The 18,194-nt window shown below is 65.0% G+C and carries 15 protein-coding genes; 11 read left to right on the top strand and 4 right to left on the bottom strand.

Going from position 1 to position 18,194, the window contains the following annotated elements; all coding sequences use genetic code 11:
- Nucleotides 1-71: 71 nt before the first annotated feature.
- The 7 genes from KI243_RS13665 (at nucleotide 72) to KI243_RS13695 (ending at nucleotide 5,940) form a co-directional block, all read left to right on the top strand.
- Nucleotides 72-1,478, top strand: a complete 1,407-nt coding sequence (locus KI243_RS13665; protein WP_177118423.1) for an ABC transporter substrate-binding protein — start codon at nucleotides 72-74, stop codon at nucleotides 1,476-1,478.
- Nucleotides 1,479-1,488: 10 nt separating this feature from the next.
- The gene (locus KI243_RS13670; protein ID WP_042934869.1) at nucleotides 1,489-2,283 is read left to right on the top strand and encodes an ABC transporter permease; all 795 of its coding nucleotides are present in this window, start codon (nucleotides 1,489-1,491) and stop codon (nucleotides 2,281-2,283) included.
- Nucleotides 2,283-3,137: an ABC transporter ATP-binding protein gene (locus tag KI243_RS13675; protein ID WP_177109313.1), complete on the top strand. Its 855-nt coding sequence runs from the start codon at nucleotides 2,283-2,285 to the stop codon at nucleotides 3,135-3,137. The genes KI243_RS13670 and KI243_RS13675 overlap by 1 nt, the downstream gene beginning before the upstream one ends.
- Complete coding sequence (locus KI243_RS13680) at nucleotides 3,134-4,102, top strand: HEAT repeat domain-containing protein (RefSeq protein ID WP_017125008.1); 969 nt, start codon at nucleotides 3,134-3,136, stop codon at nucleotides 4,100-4,102. Before KI243_RS13675 ends, KI243_RS13680 begins: the two co-directional genes overlap by 4 nt.
- Entirely contained in the window at nucleotides 4,099-4,374 is a 276-nt protein-coding gene (locus KI243_RS13685) for a gamma-butyrobetaine hydroxylase-like domain-containing protein (protein WP_177118450.1), read from the top strand. Before KI243_RS13680 ends, KI243_RS13685 begins: the two co-directional genes overlap by 4 nt.
- A 115-nt stretch (nucleotides 4,375-4,489) precedes the next feature.
- Nucleotides 4,490-5,236, top strand: coding sequence for an SDR family oxidoreductase (locus KI243_RS13690; protein WP_017125010.1), 747 nt, complete (start codon nucleotides 4,490-4,492; stop codon nucleotides 5,234-5,236).
- A gap of 122 nt (nucleotides 5,237-5,358) precedes the next feature.
- Nucleotides 5,359-5,940 carry a GNAT family N-acetyltransferase gene (locus KI243_RS13695; RefSeq protein ID WP_017125011.1) on the top strand — a complete coding sequence of 194 codons (582 nt, stop codon included), beginning with the start codon at nucleotides 5,359-5,361 and terminating at the stop codon, nucleotides 5,938-5,940.
- Between the two features lie 3 nt (nucleotides 5,941-5,943).
- Here the strand turns inward: KI243_RS13695 and mapR are convergent, their stop codons facing one another.
- The 3 genes from mapR to KI243_RS13710 form a co-directional block, all read right to left on the bottom strand.
- Entirely contained in the window at nucleotides 5,944-7,353 is a 1,410-nt protein-coding gene (gene mapR, locus KI243_RS13700) for a GntR family transcriptional regulator MpaR (protein WP_017125012.1), read from the bottom strand.
- A gap of 85 nt (nucleotides 7,354-7,438) precedes the next feature.
- Nucleotides 7,439-8,866, bottom strand: coding sequence for a cytochrome c oxidase accessory protein CcoG (gene ccoG / locus KI243_RS13705; protein WP_017125013.1), 1,428 nt, complete (start codon nucleotides 8,864-8,866; stop codon nucleotides 7,439-7,441).
- Between the two features lie 207 nt (nucleotides 8,867-9,073).
- Nucleotides 9,074-9,325, bottom strand: a complete 252-nt coding sequence (locus KI243_RS13710; protein WP_017125014.1) for a DUF3203 family protein — start codon at nucleotides 9,323-9,325, stop codon at nucleotides 9,074-9,076.
- 142 nt (nucleotides 9,326-9,467) lie between these two features.
- Here KI243_RS13710 and KI243_RS13715 point away from each other — a divergent pair, with 142 nt between their 5' ends.
- Nucleotides 9,468-9,974 carry an MgtC/SapB family protein gene (locus KI243_RS13715; protein ID WP_177085980.1) on the top strand — a complete coding sequence of 169 codons (507 nt, stop codon included), beginning with the start codon at nucleotides 9,468-9,470 and terminating at the stop codon, nucleotides 9,972-9,974.
- 7 nt (nucleotides 9,975-9,981) lie between these two features.
- Here the strand turns inward: KI243_RS13715 and KI243_RS13720 are convergent, their stop codons facing one another.
- Complete coding sequence (locus tag KI243_RS13720; RefSeq protein ID WP_017125015.1) at nucleotides 9,982-10,149, bottom strand: hypothetical protein; 168 nt, start codon at nucleotides 10,147-10,149, stop codon at nucleotides 9,982-9,984.
- A gap of 242 nt (nucleotides 10,150-10,391) precedes the next feature.
- Here KI243_RS13720 and KI243_RS13725 point away from each other — a divergent pair, with 242 nt between their 5' ends.
- The 3 genes from KI243_RS13725 (at nucleotide 10,392) to glgB (ending at nucleotide 18,093) form a co-directional block, all read left to right on the top strand.
- Nucleotides 10,392-12,389 (top strand): alpha-1,4-glucan--maltose-1-phosphate maltosyltransferase, encoded by a 1,998-nt coding sequence (locus KI243_RS13725; RefSeq protein WP_042934871.1) that lies wholly within the window; start codon nucleotides 10,392-10,394, stop codon nucleotides 12,387-12,389.
- A gap of 134 nt (nucleotides 12,390-12,523) precedes the next feature.
- The gene (gene treS, locus KI243_RS13730; protein ID WP_017125017.1) at nucleotides 12,524-15,862 is read left to right on the top strand and encodes a maltose alpha-D-glucosyltransferase; all 3,339 of its coding nucleotides are present in this window, start codon (nucleotides 12,524-12,526) and stop codon (nucleotides 15,860-15,862) included.
- Entirely contained in the window at nucleotides 15,859-18,093 is a 2,235-nt protein-coding gene (gene glgB, locus KI243_RS13735) for a 1,4-alpha-glucan branching protein GlgB (protein WP_017125018.1), read from the top strand. Before treS ends, glgB begins: the two co-directional genes overlap by 4 nt.
- Nucleotides 18,094-18,194 lie beyond the last annotated feature (101 nt).

An 18,194-nucleotide genomic window follows, 5' to 3' on the forward strand; every position in this document is an offset into this window, starting at 1 on the left:
CCCCTCGTTTCCCACCCCGGTTCCCGGCGGCGGAGACGACTCCATCTTTCATGATTCGAGGGGAAACACCCATGCGTGCACGCATCACTCTTGCCGGCCTGGCCCTGGCCCTGAGCGCCTTTGGCGTCCAGGCCGAGACTATCCGCATCGCCATCGGCACCCAGGACAGCACCATCAACTGCGCCGCTGGCGGCCTGTTGATCCGCGAACTCGGGCTGCTCGACAAGTACCTGCCCAAGGACGGCGCCTACAAGGACGCCCAGTACGATATCCAGTGGAAGAACTTCACCAGCGGCGCGCCGCTGACCAATGAAATGGTCGCCGGCAAACTCGACTTCGGTGCCATGGCCGATTTTCCCGGGGCGCTCAACGGCGTGGCCCATGAGGCGGCGGGCAAGCACAGCCTGTTTATCAGCGTGCTGTCGGGCAGCATCGAAGGCAGCGGCAACGGCATCGTGGTGCCCAAGGATTCGCCGGTGCAGTCGTTCAGCGAACTCAGGGGCCAGACCATTTCCGTGCCGTTCGCCTCGACCGCCCACGGTATGTTGCTACGGGCCATCGCGGCCCAGGGCTGGGACCCGGACAAGGACGTGACGGTGATCGCCCAGCCGCCGGAAGTCGCCGGTTCCGCCTTGCAGGCCAACAAGATCGCCGCCCATGCCGATTTCGTGCCGTTCGCCGAGCTGTTCGAGAACCGTGGTTTCGCCCGCAAGATCTATGACGGCTCCCAGGCCAAGGCACCGACCTTCCATGGTGCGCTGGTGGACAGCGACTACGCCAGGCGCTACCCGGAAATCGTCGTCGCCTACCTGCGCGCCAGTATCGAGGCCAACCAGTTGCTAGCGGCCGATCCGGAGAAGTACAGCCAATTGATCGAGAAGGTTGCCGGGGTCGAGGCCGAGGTCAATTACCTGTTCCATGGCCCGCTGGGCCTGCAGACCCGCGACCTGACCTGGAAACCCGAGTACCGCAAGGCCGTGGCCACGGCCATCGACACCCTGAAATTGCTGAAGAAGGCGGATCGGGGACTCAACACCGACACCTTTATCGATGACCACTTCATTCGCCAGGCCTTCAAGGAGTCCGGTCTCGACTACGACAAGCAACTGGCCAACTACGCCCAGCAGCCGCTGGTTGCCAACGATGCGCTGAGCGGCAAGCCGATCACCGATCCGAAGCAGGTCGCGCAGATCTGGCTCAAGGACGAACCCAAGGTGCGCAGCTACGCCTCGCCCCAGGCGGCGCTCGCCGACCTGGCGAATCTGCAGAAGGCCGGCAAGGCAGTGCGCGCGGTCTATGCCCAGGCCAGTGACAGCGGGATCAAGCTGCTCGCTGCGCAAGCCTGGTTTGTCAGCGATGCCAAGGGCCGCCTGAACGCCTTCCTGCTCAAGGAGCAGGCCCGGCAGTTTGCCCAGGCCCATGGCGGCGAGATTCGGGATTTCGCCGATGCCAGCCGCCAGGCCCTGGCCCAGCGTTGAGGTGAGGAACATGAGTCGCTTGTCTGTCGATCTCGGGCGCCGCTGGACTCTGCGCCTCGCTTCATTGCTGCTCTGCCTGGGAGCCTGGCAGGTGGCGGCGCGCATGCATCTCGATCTCGGGCTGGTGACCTTTCGCAACGTGCCGTCGCCGCTTGAGGTGGTGCAGGCGGCGTGGGCGTTGTTCAACTCCCACGCGCTGCCCCGGCATCTGCTCAGCAGCCTCGGCCGGGTCGCCAGCGGCTATCTGGCCGCGGCCCTGGTCGCGGTGGCGCTGGGCCTGGCCATCGGCCGTTCGAAGTGGGCCGAGGACCTGTTGCTGCCGCCGCTGGAAGTGCTGCGGCCGATTCCGGCAGTGGCCTGGATTCCCCTGGCGATCCTGATGTTCCCGTCCTCGGAACTGTCGATGATCTTTATCACCTTCACCGGTGCGCTGTTCCCGATCCTGCTCAATACCGTGCATGGCGTCGAATCGGTGGACCGGCGCCTGATCGCCTCGGCCCGCAGTCTGGGAGCGGGGCGCCTGGCGATCCTGCGCGAGGTGATCGTTCCCGGCGCCGCGCCAAGCATCGTCACCGGCCTGGCCATCGGCATGGGCACTTCGTGGTTCTGCCTGGTCACCGCGGAAATGATCTCCGGGCAATGGGGCATCGGTTACTACACCTGGGAGGCCTACACCTTGCAGAACTACGCGGACATCATCGTCGGCATGCTGCTGATCGGCGTGCTCGGCATGGCCAGCAGCGGCCTGGTCAAACGTTTCGGGGCGCGGCTGACGCCCTGGTATCGCCCGCAGGAGAAACGCTGATGAGTGTCGCCGAGCGTTTTTCCGCCGCGGGCCGGATCGCCATCGACGGCCTGTCGATTCACCTGGGAAGCGGCCCCGAGGCCTTCGAGGCGGTGCAGGCCCTGAGCTTCGATGTGACACCGGGGGAGTTCGTCTGCATTCTCGGGCCGTCCGGGTGTGGCAAGTCGACCCTGCTCGGCGCCCTGGCCGGCCACCTGGCGCCCAGTGGCGGTTCGTTGCAGGTCGATGGCCAGCCGGTCGACGGTCCTTCGCCGAGCCGGGGCATGGTGTTCCAGCAACACACCCTGTTGCCCTGGCGCCGGGTGCTGGACAATGTTGCCTTTGGCCTGAAGATGCAGGGTATCGGCAAGGCCGAGCGCCAGCGCCAGGCCCGCGAATTCCTCGGCTGGGTCGGCCTGGAGGGCTTTGCCGGGCACTGGCCGAGCCAGTTGTCCGGCGGCATGCAGCAACGGGTGGAGATTGCCCGGGTGCTGATCAACCGGCCGAAACTGCTGCTGATGGACGAGCCTTTCGGTGCCCTCGACGCCCAGACCCGCAGCCAGATGCAGGAATTGCTCCTGGATATCTGGGGACGGATCCAGACCACCGTGGTGTTCGTCACCCATGATATCGACGAGGCGCTGTTCCTGGCCGACCGGATCCTGGTGATGAGTCCGCGCCCGGGCCGGTTTATCGAAGACCTGCGCCTGGACTTCCCCCGGCCGCGCCAGCCGGAACTGCTGACCAGCCCCGAATTCGTCCGCCTCAAGCGCCACTGCCTGGAACTGCTGCGGCACCAGGATGGCCGTCAACTACCGCGCCTGACCCCACTCGGGCTGCCCCTTGAAAACACCCAACCGCGATTTGCCCTATGACCGACCTGATCAGCGACAACCCCGACATTCTCGACCTGCAACCGCGCCTGGAACATGAAGACGCCGGCGTGCGCCGCATCGCCCTGATCGAGCTGGCCGACCTGGAAGACCCGGACGCCTTGCCCTGGCTGATCCACGCCCTGGAGGCCGACCCGGACGGTGACGTGCGCGCCGAGGCTGCGCGCCTGCTGGAAGCCTGGGAAGAACCGCAGGTGGTCAGTGCCCTGTGCAAGGCCTTGCTCGACTGGGACCACAAGGTCCGGGTGGTGGCGGCCCAGAGCCTGAGCCTGCTGAAGACCGAGGAGGCCGGGCACGTGATCCTGCCGTGGGCGGGCCACCCCGATGTGTTTGTCCGCGGCAGCGCCTTGCGGGCCCTGCGCGAGCTGCGCCTGGCTGAAAGTGCTCCCGTGGCCCTGCAAGCGCTGCAGGACCCCGAAGCCAGCGTCCGCCGTGAGGCGGTGGGGATTCTCGGCTGGCTCAAGCAACTCGATGCGTTGCCGGCATTGGCGCACCTGGCCAGTGCCGACCCCGAGCCGGAAGTGCGCCGCGTGGCGGCCGGAGCCCTGGGCCTGGCCAGTGATCCCGCGGTGTTGCCGGCGTTGCAGTCGGCCTTGCTGGATCCGGCCTGGCAGGTTCGCGAAGAGGCGGCGACCACCCTGGGCAAGGTCGGCCTCGGGCAGGCCGGTCCGGCGCTGGAGGCGGCGCTGGCCGACGACTACTGGCAGGTTCGCCTGCGTGCCGCGCGCTCACTGGGGCGCCTGCGCTATGCCGGAGCCCTGGCGGCGCTGATCGAACTGCTCGGTCACAGCATCAGCAACCTGCGCAAGGAAGCCGCCCTGGCCCTGGGCGAGCTGGGGCAGCGCGAAGCGATTGCGCCGTTGCAGGCGGCGCAGCATGACGGTGATCCGGAGGTGCGCAAATCGGTGCGTATCGCCCTGGCCCAGTTGGGCGTCGGTGGCGCCTGATGCAGCCCCTGGCAGTGCGTCATGCGCGCAGTGACGGGCAACTGGTGCTGACCTGGACCGATGGCGAGCAGTCCCTGGCTTATGCCCGCTTGCGTGCCGCATGCCCCTGCGCTCAGTGCCGGGCGGCGCGCCTGCAGGGGCGTATCGAGCTGGTCACGGCCGAGGTGCGCCTGGTCGGGATCAACCCCCAGGGCTATGGTGTGCAACTGGTGTTCGACGACGGGCACCAGCAGGGCATCTATCCCTGGGCGTATCTGCGGGAACTGGGCTGAACGGCCCGGTGGCAGCGCCCGGGTCGGCTCCAGGACGTTTGATGGCTACACAAACCGCGTCCGGCGCGGTTATTCTGGAGGGCACAGGGTTACCAGTTGGCGGGGGAAGGGATCAATGGAAAAAGTCATCGTCATCACCGGCGGCAGCCGTGGTATCGGCGCGGCGACTGCGTTGTTGGCGGCACGGCAGGGTTATCGGATCTGCATCAACTACATGAGCGACGCGGACGCCGCCCATGCGGTACTGGAGCAGGTCCGGGCATTGGGCGCACAGGCCATCACGGTGCGGGCGGATGTCAGTATCGAGGATGAGGTGATCCGCCTGTTCAGCCGGGTGGACGCCGAGCTCGGCCCGGTCACCGCGCTGGTGAACAACGCCGGGACCGTCGGGCACAAGTCGCGGGTCGATGAAATGTCCGAGTTCCGCATTCTGCAAACCCTGAAGGTCAACACCCTGGCGCCGATCCTCTGCGCCAAGCATGCGGTGTTGCGCATGTCGCCGCGCCATGGCGGGCAGGGCGGCAATATCGTCAATGTGTCTTCGGCGGCGGCCCGTCTCGGCTCGCCCAACGAATACGTGGACTACGCGGCCTCCAAGGGCGCGCTGGACACCTTCACCCTCGGCTTGTCCAAGGAGCTGGCGGGCGAGGGCATCCGCGTCAACGCGGTGCGCCCCGGCTATATCTACACCGAATTCCACGCCTTGAGCGGCGACGCGGATCGGGTCAGCAAGCTGGAGTCGGCCATTCCCATGGGCCGTGGCGGCCGCGCCGAAGAAGTGGCCGAGGCGATTGTCTGGTTGCTTTCGGACAAGGCTTCCTATGCCACCGGGACCTTTATCGACCTGGCCGGCGGCCGCTGAGTCGGTTTCGGTCGCCAGGGTGTCGTTCCGGCGCACTCGTCGTTCTGCCCGTATCCTCAGTATGTGACGGCTGAAATTCACCGTCTGCGCTGACTTGCTCAGCCGTCACAGAGGATTGTCCGATGACCGTCACCTTCCGTCCGGCACTACGCACGGATGCCCGCGAGATTGCCCGGCTGTTCCAGATCTCCTCGGAGGGGGCCGCCGACTATATCTGGAGCCGGATCGCCGAGGAGGGCGAGTCGCTGCTGGATGTCGGCGAGCGCCGCTACCGCCGCGAAGGCGTGGAATTCTCCTATGAAAACTGCCTGATGGCGGAGGCCGGCGGCCAGGTCATCGGCATGCTGCACAGCTACCCGATGCTGCACGACCCCGATCCGGCGCCGGCCACCGACCCGGTCCTGGCGCCCTATGCCGACCTGGAAATTCCCGACACGCTGTATATCTCCAGCCTGGCCTTGCACGAAGGCTGGCGCAACCAGGGGCTGGGCGCACGTTTTCTCGCGCTCGCCCGCCAGCGCTGCGCGGCACTGGGGCTCAAGGGCCTGAGCCTGATCGATTATGCGATGAACAGCGGCGCCTGCCGGTTCTACACCCGCCACGGTTTCCGGATTGTCGGTGAATGCCAGGTGGTGCCCCATCCGCTGATCCGGGTGACCGGCGCGGCGTACCTGATGCACTGGTCCGCCGAGGTGCCGGCCTGAGCGTCAGAACGAACGGACGATGCGCCCCAGGGTTTCCATGGCTTTCTCCGAGGCGTCGTCCCAGGGGCTGCCGTAGTTCAGGCGAATGCAGTTCCTGAAGCGCCGGGCCGGTGAAAAGATCGGCCCCGGGGCAATGCTGATGCCCTGGGCCAGGGCCATCTGGAACAGCTTCAACGAGTCCATCTGCTCCGGCAGCTCCAGCCACAGGAAGTATCCGCCGGCCGGCTGGCTGACCCGGGTCTGTGCCGGGAAGTAGCGGGCAATGGCCGCGAGCATGGCGCTCTGCTGTTCTTCCAGGGCATAGCGCAGGCGGCGCAGATGGCGGTCGTAGCCGCCATGTTGCAGGTAGTCGGCGATGGCCGCCTGGGCTGGCATCGAGGCGCAGAGCGAGGTCATCAGCTTCAGCCGTTCGATCTTCTGCGCATAGCGTCCCGCCGCGACCCAGCCGATGCGGTAGCCCGGGGCCAGGCTCTTGGCGAACGAGCCGCAATGCATCACCAGGCCTTCGCTGTCGAACGCCTTGGCCGGCTTCGGGGCCTGTTGCCCGTAATAGAGTTCGGCGTAGACATCGTCCTCGATCAGCGGCACCTGGTGCTCGCGCAGCAGTTCCACCAGTGCCTGTTTCTTCGCCTCGGGCATGGTCGCGCCCATGGGGTTCTGGAAACTGGTCATGCACCACACGGCCTTGATCGGGTGGCGCTCGAGGGTCTGCGCCAGCACGCCGAGGTCGATGCCGTCCCGTGGGTGCACGGGGATTTCCACCGCCTTGAGCTTCAGGCGTTCCAGTACCTGCAGGCAGGCGTAGAACGCCGGGGCTTCGATGGCGACCAGATCGCCGGGCTCGGTGACGGCTTGCAGGCACAGGTTCAGCGCCTCCAGGGCGCCGTTGGTGATCAGCAGTTCCTCCATGGGCAGCATCAGCCCGCCGACCATGTAGCGCAGGGCGATCTGCCGGCGCAGTTGCGGGTTGCCCGGCGACAGGTCGGTGACCACCATGCGCGGGTCCATCTCGCGGCTGGCGCTGGCCATGGAGCGGGCCAGGCGTTGCAGGGGAAACAGCATCGGGCTGGGGAAGGCCGAGCCGAAGGGCACGGTGGTCGGGTCCTTGATCGAATCGAGCACCGAGAACACCAGCTCGCTGACATCGACCTCGGTGGACTCGTGGACCTGGTGGCTGATCACCGGCTCCGAGAACGGGCTGGGTGCATGGGTGTTGACGAAGTAGCCCGAGCGCGGCCGGGCGCGAATCAGCCCGCGGCGCTCCAGCAGGTAGTAGGCCTGGAACACCGTGGACGGGCTGACGCCGTAGGTCTGGCTGGCATAACGCACCGACGGCACCCGCTGCCCGGGCCCGAGGACTCCGGAGCGGATCAGTTCGGCGATATCGTCGGCGAATTTCTCGTAGCGTTTCATGGTGGCTTGGCTCATTCGATGCAGGCACGCAAGTCTTGTTCGAGGGGCGTTCCCGGGGCTTCTCGCGCCCGGGGATTCTATGTCATCAGCGATTCAGCGGGGCGACAAAGCGGGTCTTCGCCACGCTGTAGATACCGGGCTCATCGTCATCGATCACGCGAAAACCGAGTTCGCGGGAGCTGCTCGCCGGTTTGTCGGTGGTCATCGCCACCGAGACGGGGAAGTCGGCGATCTCGCCGGGCGCCAGGCTCAGCTCGGTCTTGCCCTGCAACTGGAAACCCTCGCCGTCGAGCAGTTCCAGACGGTACTGCTGGCGTTGCTGGGTCTTGTTGATGACTTTGAGGCTGTAGATGTTCTCGATCTGCCCCTGGCTGTTTTCCCGGAACAGGCCGCGGTCCTTGCTGACGTCCAGCGACACCATCGGCCGTTCGACCAGCGCCACCACCAGTGCGCCGATCATGATCAGCAGCACCGCGCTGTAGCCGATCAGCCGTGGCCGCAGCAGGTGGGTCTTGCCACCCTGCAACTGATGCTCGGAGGTGTAGCTGACCAGCCCGCGGGCATAGCCCATCTTGTCCATGATCGAGTCGCAGGCGTCGATGCACGCCGCGCAGCCGATGCATTCCATCTGCAGGCCGTCACGGATGTCGATGCCGGTGGGGCAGACCTGCACGCACATCTGGCAGTCGATGCAGTCGCCGAGGCCGACGCTGGCCGGGGCCACCTCACGCTTGCGCGGGCCACGGTTCTCGCCACGAGCGGCGTCATAGGAGATGGTCAGGGTGTCCTTGTCGAACATCACGCTCTGGAACCGCGCATAGGGGCACATGTGCATGCACACCGCTTCGCGCAGCCAGCCGGCGTTGATATAGGTGGCGCCGGTGAAGAACAGCACCCAGAACAGGCTGACGCCGCCGATCTGCAAGGTCGCCAGTTCATGGACCAGCGGCCGGATCGGCGTGAAGTAGCCGACGAAGGTCAGTGCGGTCAGCAGGCTGATGGCCAGCCACAGGGTGTGCTTGGCGGCCCGCCGGGCCAGTTTGTTCGGCCCCCAGGGCGCCGCCTGCAGCTTGATCCGCTGGTTGCGCTCGCCCTCGGTGACTTTCTCGCACCACATGAACAGCCAGGTCCAGGAACTTTGCGGGCAGGTGTAGCCGCACCAGACCCGTCCGGCGAACACGGTGATCGCGAACAGGCCGAAGGCACAGATGATCAGCAATGCCGAGAGCAGGATAAAGTCCTGGGGCCAGAAGGTCGCGCCGAAGATATGGAACTTGCTGTTCGCCAGGTCCCACAGCACGGCCTGGCGCCCACCCCAGTTCAGCCAGACGGTGCCGAAGAACAGCAGGAAGAGAAAGCCCGCGCCGCTCAGCCGCAGGTTGCGGAACAGGCCGGTGAAGCTGCGGGTATGGATCAGGTTGTCGCTGGACTTGGCCTTTATGTTCCTGCGCTGAAAATCGGACGGCAAAGGTTCGAAGGTTTCAACTATCTGGACCGGGATTCGTTCGCTCATGGTCTGTCGCTCGTCAGCCTCCATCAGGCCAGGGCACTATGCCGAGCGAACTGTTTGCATAACAGACTCAGGTATTTGAATAAAAAGCGGATCAGATGGCCGCGAGCGACCACCTGCGACAAGTTGCCTCACCGCCTGCGACGCCACGAACGGCGTGCCCGCCGCCGTTTGGCACAAGGGCGCGGCAGGCACGCTGACACGGGTCAATCAAATCACCGAATCACTGGAAGTGGTCTTCACGTGGTGGCGGCCATCGAATGCACCCGCGACGGTCAACGCATCGGCTTCCTGTTCGGTGATCACGATCGACTGGCCGTCGAGTTCCGCGCGGGACATCCTCAGGGCGTCATCGGTGGTGATGGTCACGTCCCTGGCCGAGCCGTGGACCTCGATAGGGTTTCCTTCATGGTCCCCTTCCAGGGTGCAGGTCTGGCTGCTTGGATCGATCTTCACGGGCATGGTGTTCTCCTTTTTCTCTGGCTGACAGGCATTAGGTCGCCGGGGCCGGCCATCGTTCGTCGCAGCCGATTAGCGGTCATGGACCGAACTGGCGCACTCGCGGGGGTGTCCATCCCTTATCGACCGCAAAGAGGGCAGGATCATGCAGGCCTGGTGGCACACCGTATGGATGACGCTGCAAGCTGAATTCGCCGATATCGGCGATGCCCAGCAGGTGACCCGGATCACCTTGCGCCTGTTGATTGCCGCCCTGCTCGGCGGGGTGCTGGGTTTCGAGCGGGAACAGAAGGGCAAGGCCGCGGGTGTGCGCACCCATATGCTGGTCGCCCTGGGCGCGGCGCTGTTCGTGCTGGTGCCGCAGATGTCCGGGGCCCAGGCCGATGCGATGAGCCGGGTGGTGCAAGGGGTGATCGCCGGCATCGGCTTCCTCGGTGCCGGAACGATCCTCAAGGGCCATGCCGACGAGGAAGGCCAGCACGTCAAGGGCCTGACCACCGCCGCCGGCCTATGGATGACCGCCGCCATCGGCGTGGCGGCGGGCCTGGGGCGGGAGTCGACCGCAGTGCTGAGCACACTGCTGGCCCTGGGGGTGTTCAGCCTGATGCCCCGGGTCGTGCGGCTACTGGAAAAACAGCCGCCCGCGCCCTAGGCGTTGTCTATTCTTGCTGCGCGATCACCGGCGGCATGGTGGTCGGCGGCTCGATCTTCGGCGGCGGGGTGGTGCCGGGCGGTTCTTGCTCCGGCACCGGTTGCGGCTCGGTCGGCGGCAAGGTCGGCTGGTCGATATTGGGATCGGGCGTTTCTGCCGGAATCGGAATATTCATGAAGTGGCCTCTTTTATGCGTGGTCCGGGCCTGCAGGGTCCCGGCACCGTGTGTAGCGGTTGACCCTGTGCATTCGCGGTTGACTGCACTTTTTGGACGAGTGGACGTTCCCGGCAAATCCGTCTGAACTTTTCAGCGGGCCTCCGGCTCCGAACTTGAGCGGCCTTTCAGGATGAAGCCAGTCGCGACGAACCATGATCATGCAGGGTAGAGCGTCCACAGGACGTAAGGAGTGATGCTCGATGACAGCTGATAAATCGTTGGACGAGGAAATCACCGAAGTCCTGCCTTTGTCCCAGGCGCTATTGTTGCCACGCATCGCCATCGAGAACGTGACGCCGTCCGTCGATGGTGGGCAGTTCGCGGTCAAGGCAGTGGCCGGGCAGGAACTCACGGTGAGCGCCAAGGTGTTTACCGATGGGCATGACAAGCTGGCGGTGATGCTGGCCTGGAAGGCCGCCGATGCCGCCGACTGGCAGCGCTCGGTGATGACCGACCAGGGCAATAACGCCTGGCAGGGGCGGCTGCGGGTCGGCGGCCAGGGCCATTATGTGTATCGGATCGAGGCCTGGATCGATCAGTTCGGCAGCTTCTGCTACGAACTGGAGAAAAAATTCGTCGCCGGGGTGCCGATCGACCTGGAATTGCAGGAAGGGCGCGAACATGTGCATCAGGCCATCGAACGCAGCCAGGGCGACCTGGTGCAGCGCCTGACGGCCTTGCATGAGGAACTGTCCCACCTGTCCAACGACGGCCAGGTCGAGTGTTTTCTCAAGCCGGCCACGGCGGTTCTGATGCGTCTGGCGGATCATCATGCCTATCTCAGCCGCAGCTATGATTTTCCCCTGGAAGTCGAGCGCGGCCTGGCGCAGTTCGCCAGCTGGTACGAGTTGTTCCCCCGTTCCGTCACCGACCGTGCGTCGCGCCATGGCACCTTCAATGATGTGCACGCGCGTTTGCCGGCGATCCGCGACATGGGCTTCGACGTGCTGTACTTCCCGCCGATCCACCCCATCGGGCGCCGCCATCGCAAGGGCCCGAACAACGCCCTGACGGCCGGTCCCGACGATCCGGGCAGCCCCTATGCCATCGGCAGCGAGGAGGGTGGGCACGAGGCGATTCACCCGCAACTGGGCAGTCGCGAGGACTTCCGGCGACTGGTGGCCGCCGCCGCCGACCATGGCCTGGAGATCGCCCTGGATTTCGCCATCCAGTGTTCCCAGGACCACCCCTGGCTGCAGCAGCATCCCGGCTGGTTCAACTGGCGGCCGGACGGCACAATCAAATACGCCGAGAACCCGCCGAAGAAATACCAGGATATCGTCAACGTCGACTTCTATGCGGCCGATGCCATTCCCAGCCTGTGGATCGAGCTGCGCGATATCGTCCTCGGCTGGGTCGGGGAGGGCGTGAAGATCTTCCGCGTCGATAACCCGCACACCAAGCCGCTGCCCTTCTGGCAGTGGCTGATTGCCGATGTGCGCGGTCGTCATCCCGAGGTGATCTTCCTCGCCGAGGCCTTCACCACGCCGGCGATGATGGCGCGCCTGGGCAAGGTCGGTTACTCCCAGAGCTACACCTACTTCACCTGGCGCAATACCAAGGCCGAGCTGGCGAGCTATTTCACCGAGCTGAACCAGTCGCCCTGGCGTGAGTGCTACCGGCCGAATTTCTTCGTCAATACCCCGGATATCAACCCGGCGTTCCTGCATGAGTCGGGCCGCGCCGGCTTTCTCATCCGCGCGGTCCTGGCCACCATGGGCTCTGGCCTGTGGGGTATGTATTCGGGATTCGAGATCTGCGAGTCGGCGCCGGTGCCGGGCAAGGAAGAGTACCTGGACTCGGAGAAGTACGAGATCCGCCCGCGGGACTTCAACACGCCGGGCAATATCATTGCCGAGATCGCCCAGCTCAACCGTATCCGCCGCCAGCACCCGGCGTTGCAGACGCACCTGGGGCTGCAGGTCTACAACGCGTGGAACGACAACATCCTGTACTTCGGCAAACGCACCGCCGACCGCAAGAGTTTCATCCTGGTGGCGGTCAGCCTTGACCCGCACAACGCCCAGGAGGCGCATTTCGAACTGCCGCTGTGGGAGTTCGGCCTGCCTGACGATGCCCCGACCCGGGGTGAAGACCTGATGAATGGCCATACCTGGACCTGGTACGGCAAGACCCAGTGGATGCGCATCGAGCCCTGGCACCAGCCGTTCGGGATCTGGCGGATCAGCACGATCTGATGATCAATGATCGTTCCCTCGCTTGGCGTGGGAATGCGGCTCTGGATGCTCCGCGTGCGCTTTGGTAACGCGGAGCGTCATCGGATGCATGCCCGCGAGGAGCGTGGGAACGATCGTCAAAAGAGGAATGAAGCATGGCGAAGAAATCCCGCCCAGCAACCTTTATCAATGACCCCCTCTGGTACAAGGATGCGGTCATCTATCAAGTGCATGTAAAGTCCTTTTTCGACTCGAATAACGATGGTATCGGCGACTTTCCCGGCCTGATTGCCAAGCTCGACTATATCGCCGACCTCGGCGTCAACACGATCTGGCTGCTGCCGTTCTACCCCTCGCCACGCCGCGACGATGGCTACGACATCGCCGAATATCGCGGGGTCCACAGCGACTACGGGACCCTCGCCGATGCCCGGCGGTTCATCGCCGAGGCGCACAAGCGCGGCCTGCGGGTGATCACCGAGCTGGTGATCAACCACACCTCCGACCAGCACCCCTGGTTCCAGCGGGCCCGCAAGGCCAAGCCGGGCTCCAGTGCGCGGGACTTCTATGTGTGGTCCGACACCGATGACAAGTACAACGAGACCCGGATCATCTTTCTCGACACCGAGAAGTCCAACTGGACCTGGGACCCCGTCGCCGGCCAATACTTCTGGCACCGTTTCTACTCCCACCAGCCGGACCTGAACTTCGACAATCCGCAGGTCATGAAGGCGGTGCTGTCGGTGATGCGCTACTGGCTCGACATGGGCATCGACGGCCTGCGCCTGGACGCCATTCCCTACCTGATCGAGCGCGACGGCACCAACAACGAGAATCTGCCCGAGACCCACCAGGTGCTCAAGCAGATCCGTGCCGAAATCGACGCCCATTACCCCGACCGCATGCTGCTGGCCGAAGCCAACCAGTGGCCGGAAGACACCCAGTTGTATTTCGGTGACCAGAAGGGCGACAACGGCGACGAATGCCACATGGCCTTCCACTTTCCGCTGATGCCGCGCATGTACATGGCCCTGGCCCAGGAAGATCGCTTTCCGGTCACCGATATCCTGCGCCAGACCCCGGAGATTCCCGCCAACTGCCAGTGGGCAATCTTCCTGCGCAACCACGATGAACTGACCCTGGAAATGGTCACCGACCGTGAGCGCGACTATCTGTGGAATTACTATGCCGCCGACCGCCGGGCGCGGATCAATCTCGGTATCCGCCGGCGCCTGGCGCCGCTGATGGAACGTGATCGCCGGCGGATCGAGCTGCTCAACAGCCTGCTGCTGTCGATGCCGGGCACGCCGACCCTGTACTACGGCGATGAAATCGGCATGGGCGACAATATCTACCTGGGCGACCGCGATGGCGTGCGTACGCCGATGCAGTGGTCGATCGACCGCAACGGCGGTTTTTCCCGCGCCGATCCGGCCAGCCTGGTACTGCCACCGATCATGGACCCGCTCTACGGTTATCCGTCGGTGAACGTCGAGACCCAGGCCGGCGATCCCCATTCATTGCTGAACTGGACCCGACGCCTGCTGGCGGTGCGCAAGCAGCAGAAGGCCTTTGGTCGCGGCAGCCTGAAAATGCTCTCGCCGGCCAATCGCCGGATCCTCGCCTACACCCGCGAATACACCGGGGCGGATGGCAAGAGCGAAATCATCCTGTGTGTCGCCAACGTCTCGCGTACCGCCCAGGCAGCGGAACTGGACCTGTCGCACTTTGCTGGCAAGGTGCCGGTGGAGATGCTCGGGGGCAACGCTTTTCCGCCTATCGGGCAACTGAATTTCCTGCTGACCCTGGCGCCTTACGGCTTCTACTGGTTCCTCCTGGCTGCCGAGACGCAGATGCCCAGCTGGCATGTGGAAGCCCCCCAGAGCCTGCCGGACTTCACCACCCTGGTCCTGAAAAAGCGCCTCGAAGAATTGCTCGAAGCCCCTTCGCGCACCACCCTGGAGCAGGTGTCGTTGCCCGAGTGGCTGCCCAAGCGGCGCTGGTTCGCCAACAAGGATGCCGCCATCGAACAGGTGCATCTGCTCTATGGCTTGCGTTTCGGCGATGCACAGCAGCCGGTGCTGCTCGGCGAAGTCGAGGTGACGGTCGGCGGCCAAGTCAGCCGCTACCAGATACCCTTCGGTCTGCTGGCCGAAGAGCACATCAACGCCGCGCTGCCCCAGCAACTGGCACTGGCCCGGGTCCGGCGCGGGCGCCAGGTGGGTCTGATCACCGATGCCTTCAGTCTCGAGAGTTTTGTGCGGGCGGTGATCCAGGGCTTGCAGGCCGGCAGCGTGCTCAGCGGCAGCGCCGGCGAGCTGCATTTCCAGGCCAGCGCCGAACTGCTGGCGCAGCCGTTGCCGGCGGATGCCGAGGTGCGTTACCTGTCCGCCGAGCAGTCCAACAGCTCGGTGGTGGTGGGTGAGCGGGTGATGCTCAAGCTGATCCGCAAGGTCAGCGCCGGCATTCACCCCGAACTGGAAATGAGTGCCTACCTGAGTGCCGCCGGCTTCAGGCATATTTCGCCGTTGCTGGGGTCGGTGGTGCGCCGTGATCCGGAGGGCGGGGAAAGCCTGCTGATGATTGCCCAAGGCCTGCTGAACAACCAGGGTGATGCCTGGGTCTGGACCCAGAACAACCTGGAGCGGGCGATCCGCGATGAACTGGCCGACGGCACGGTCGAGCACCCGCAGCCGTTCAATGCCCTCGACGAACTGGCGAACTTCGCCGGCTTGCTGGGCCAGCGCCTGGGCGAGATGCACCAGGTGCTGGCCGCGCCGACCGCCAATGCGGATTTCAGCGCCCAGGTGAGTACGGCCAAGGACAGCCAGGCCTGGGGCAAGCAGATCGGCAGCCAGATGACCCGGGCCCTGCAATTGCTCGAACAGCATCAGGCGCAACTGGCCCCCGCGGACCAGGCCCTGGTCAGGCACCTGACGGCCCGGAAAAAGGCCATCGTCGCCCATGTCCAGGCGCTTGCCGCGCAGGTGCAGGGCGGCTTGCGCATTCGCGTGCACGGCGACCTGCATCTGGGTCAGGTGCTGGTGGTGCAGGGCGATGCCTACCTGATCGACTTCGAGGGCGAACCGGCGCGTTCGTTGCAGGAGCGTCGAGGCAAGCACAGCCCGTACAAGGATGTCAGCGGGGTGCTGCGCTCGTTCGACTATGCCGCGGCGATGGCGCTCGACCGCTCTCACGCCGGCGACTCCTCGCCGGAGGCGCAAGCCGCGCTGCAGCGGGTTGCCGAGCGTTACCTGAAAGATTCGCGCGAAGCGTTTATCCGGGCATATCGGCAGGCAACGACTAGTCTTGCTCATGCATGGCAGGACCCGGCGGGCGCGCAAGCGGCCCTGGCCCTGTTCAGTCTGGAGAAGGCTGCCTACGAAATTGTCTATGAGGCGGAGAACCGTCCGACCTGGCTACCCGTGCCCCTGCACGGTTTGAGCGGGTTGTTGAGTGAGGTGAAATCCTTGTCCGGTGGAGAGCAGCAATGAGTTCAAGTAAGGAACAAGGTAAGACAAAGGCCAGCCTGTTACCCGCCAGCCACGATATCGAAGCGCTGGTGCGCGCCGAACACCAGGACCCGTTTGCCATTCTCGGCCCCCACGACGACGGTGCGGGCGGGCAATTCATCCGTGCGTTCCTGCCGGGGGCGCTGAGCGTCGAGGTCCTGGCCCGTGGCAGCGAGGAGGTGCTGGGCCGCCTGGACAGCAGCGCGGTGCCGGGCCTGTATGTCGGCCGTTTCGCCGATCGCCAGCCCTACCTGCTGCGGATCCAGTGGGCCGGCGGCGAGCAGATCTGCGAAGACCCCTACAGCTTCGGCCCCTTGCTGGGGGAGATGGACCTGTACCTGTTCGCCGAGGGCAATCATCGCGACCTGAGCGGCTGTTTCGGTGCCCAGGTGATGACGGTCGACGGCATCGACGGTGTGCGCTTCGCGGTCTGGGCACCGAACGCCCGGCGGGTGTCGGTGGTCGGTGACTTCAATATCTGGGATGGCCGTCGCCATCCGATGCGCCTGCGCCATTCGAGCGGGGTCTGGGAAATCTTTATCCCGCGCCTGCATCCGGGGGAGGCCTACAAGTACGAGATTCTCGCCGCCGACGCGATCCTGCCGCTCAAGGCCGACCCGGTGGCACTGGCGACCCAGTTGCCGCCGGACACGGCCTCGCGGGTGGCCTCGCCGCTGCGTATCGACTGGCAGGACCAGGAGTGGATGCAGGCGCGCGGCGAGCGGCAACGGCCGGACGCCCCGTTGTCGATCTATGAACTGCACGCCGGTTCCTGGCAGTGCGAGATCGATGAGGTGGGCGAGGTGTCCCGCCAGTACAGCTGGGGCGAGCTGGCCGAGCGGCTGATTCCCTATGTCCGGCAACTGGGCTTCACCCATATCGAACTGATGCCGATCATGGAGCATCCCTTCGGTGGCTCCTGGGGCTATCAGCCGCTGTCGCAGTTCGCGCCCAGTGCCCGGTATGGCACGCCGGACGAATTCGCCGCCTTCGTCAATGCCTGCCACCAGGCCGGTATCGGCGTGATTCTCGACTGGGTCCCGGCGCATTTTCCCACCGATACCCATGGCCTGGCACAATTTGACGGCACGGCGCTGTACGAGTACGGCAACCCGCTGGAAGGCTTTCACCAGGATTGGGACACGCTGATCTACAACCTCGGACGCACCGAGGTGCACGGCTTCATGCTGGCGTCGGCGCTGCACTGGCTCAAGCATTTCCATGTCGACGGGCTGCGGGTGGATGCGGTGGCCTCGATGCTCTACCGCGACTATTCGCGCAAGGCCGGGGAGTGGGTACCCAATCGCCATGGCGGCCGCGAGAACCTTGAGGCCATCGATTTCCTCCGTCATCTCAACGATGTGGTGGCCCTGGAAGCCCCGGGCGCGCTGGTCATCGCCGAGGAGTCGACGGCCTGGCCGGGAGTCAGCCAGGGCACCCAGCAGGGCGGCCTGGGTTTCGCCTACAAGTGGAACATGGGCTGGATGCATGACTCGCTGCACTACATCCAGCAGGACCCGGTGTACCGCGCGCACCACCACAACGAGCTGAGTTTCGGCCTGGTGTACGCCTGGTCCGAGCGTTTCATCCTGCCGATTTCCCATGATGAAGTGGTGCACGGCAAGCATTCGCTGATCGACAAGATGCCCGGCGACCGCTGGCAGAAGTTCGCCAACCTGCGGGCCTACCTGAGTTTCATGTGGGGGCATCCGGGCAAGAAGCTGTTGTTCATGGGCTGTGAGTTCGGCCAGTGGCGCGAGTGGAATCACGACCAGCAACTGGACTGGTACCTGCTGCAATACTCCGAGCACCTCGGTGTGCAGAAGCTGGTGAGCGATCTCAACCAACTGTATCGCGACGAGCCGGCGCTGTACGACCAGGACGATGCCCCCCAGGGCTTCCAGTGGTTGATCGGCGATGACGCGACCAACAGCGTCTACGCCTGGCTGCGCTGGAGCCGCGAAGGGCGACCGCTGCTGGTGGTCGCCAACTTCACCCCGGTACCGCGCGAGGCGTATCGGATCGGCGTGCCTTTTGCCGGGCAGTGGAAGGAGGTGATCAACAGCGACGCGGCGATCTATGCCGGTTCCAATTATGGCAACGGGGGCGGGGCTTTCACCGAGGACCACGCCAGCCATGGACAGGCCACGTCGCTGGTGCTGAACCTGCCGCCGCTGGCGGTGTTGATGCTGCAGCCGCAGGGGCACTCCTGAGGTCGCGATCCTTGTGGGAGCCGGCTTGCCGGCGATGAGGTCCGCGAGGACGCCAGGCGCTTCGCGGCGGCGCGGCGTCCCGACAAGCCCGCTCCCACAGG

Source organism: Pseudomonas sp. Ost2, from assembly GCF_018326065.1.
Classification (GTDB): Bacteria; Pseudomonadota; Gammaproteobacteria; order Pseudomonadales; family Pseudomonadaceae; genus Aquipseudomonas; species Aquipseudomonas gingeri.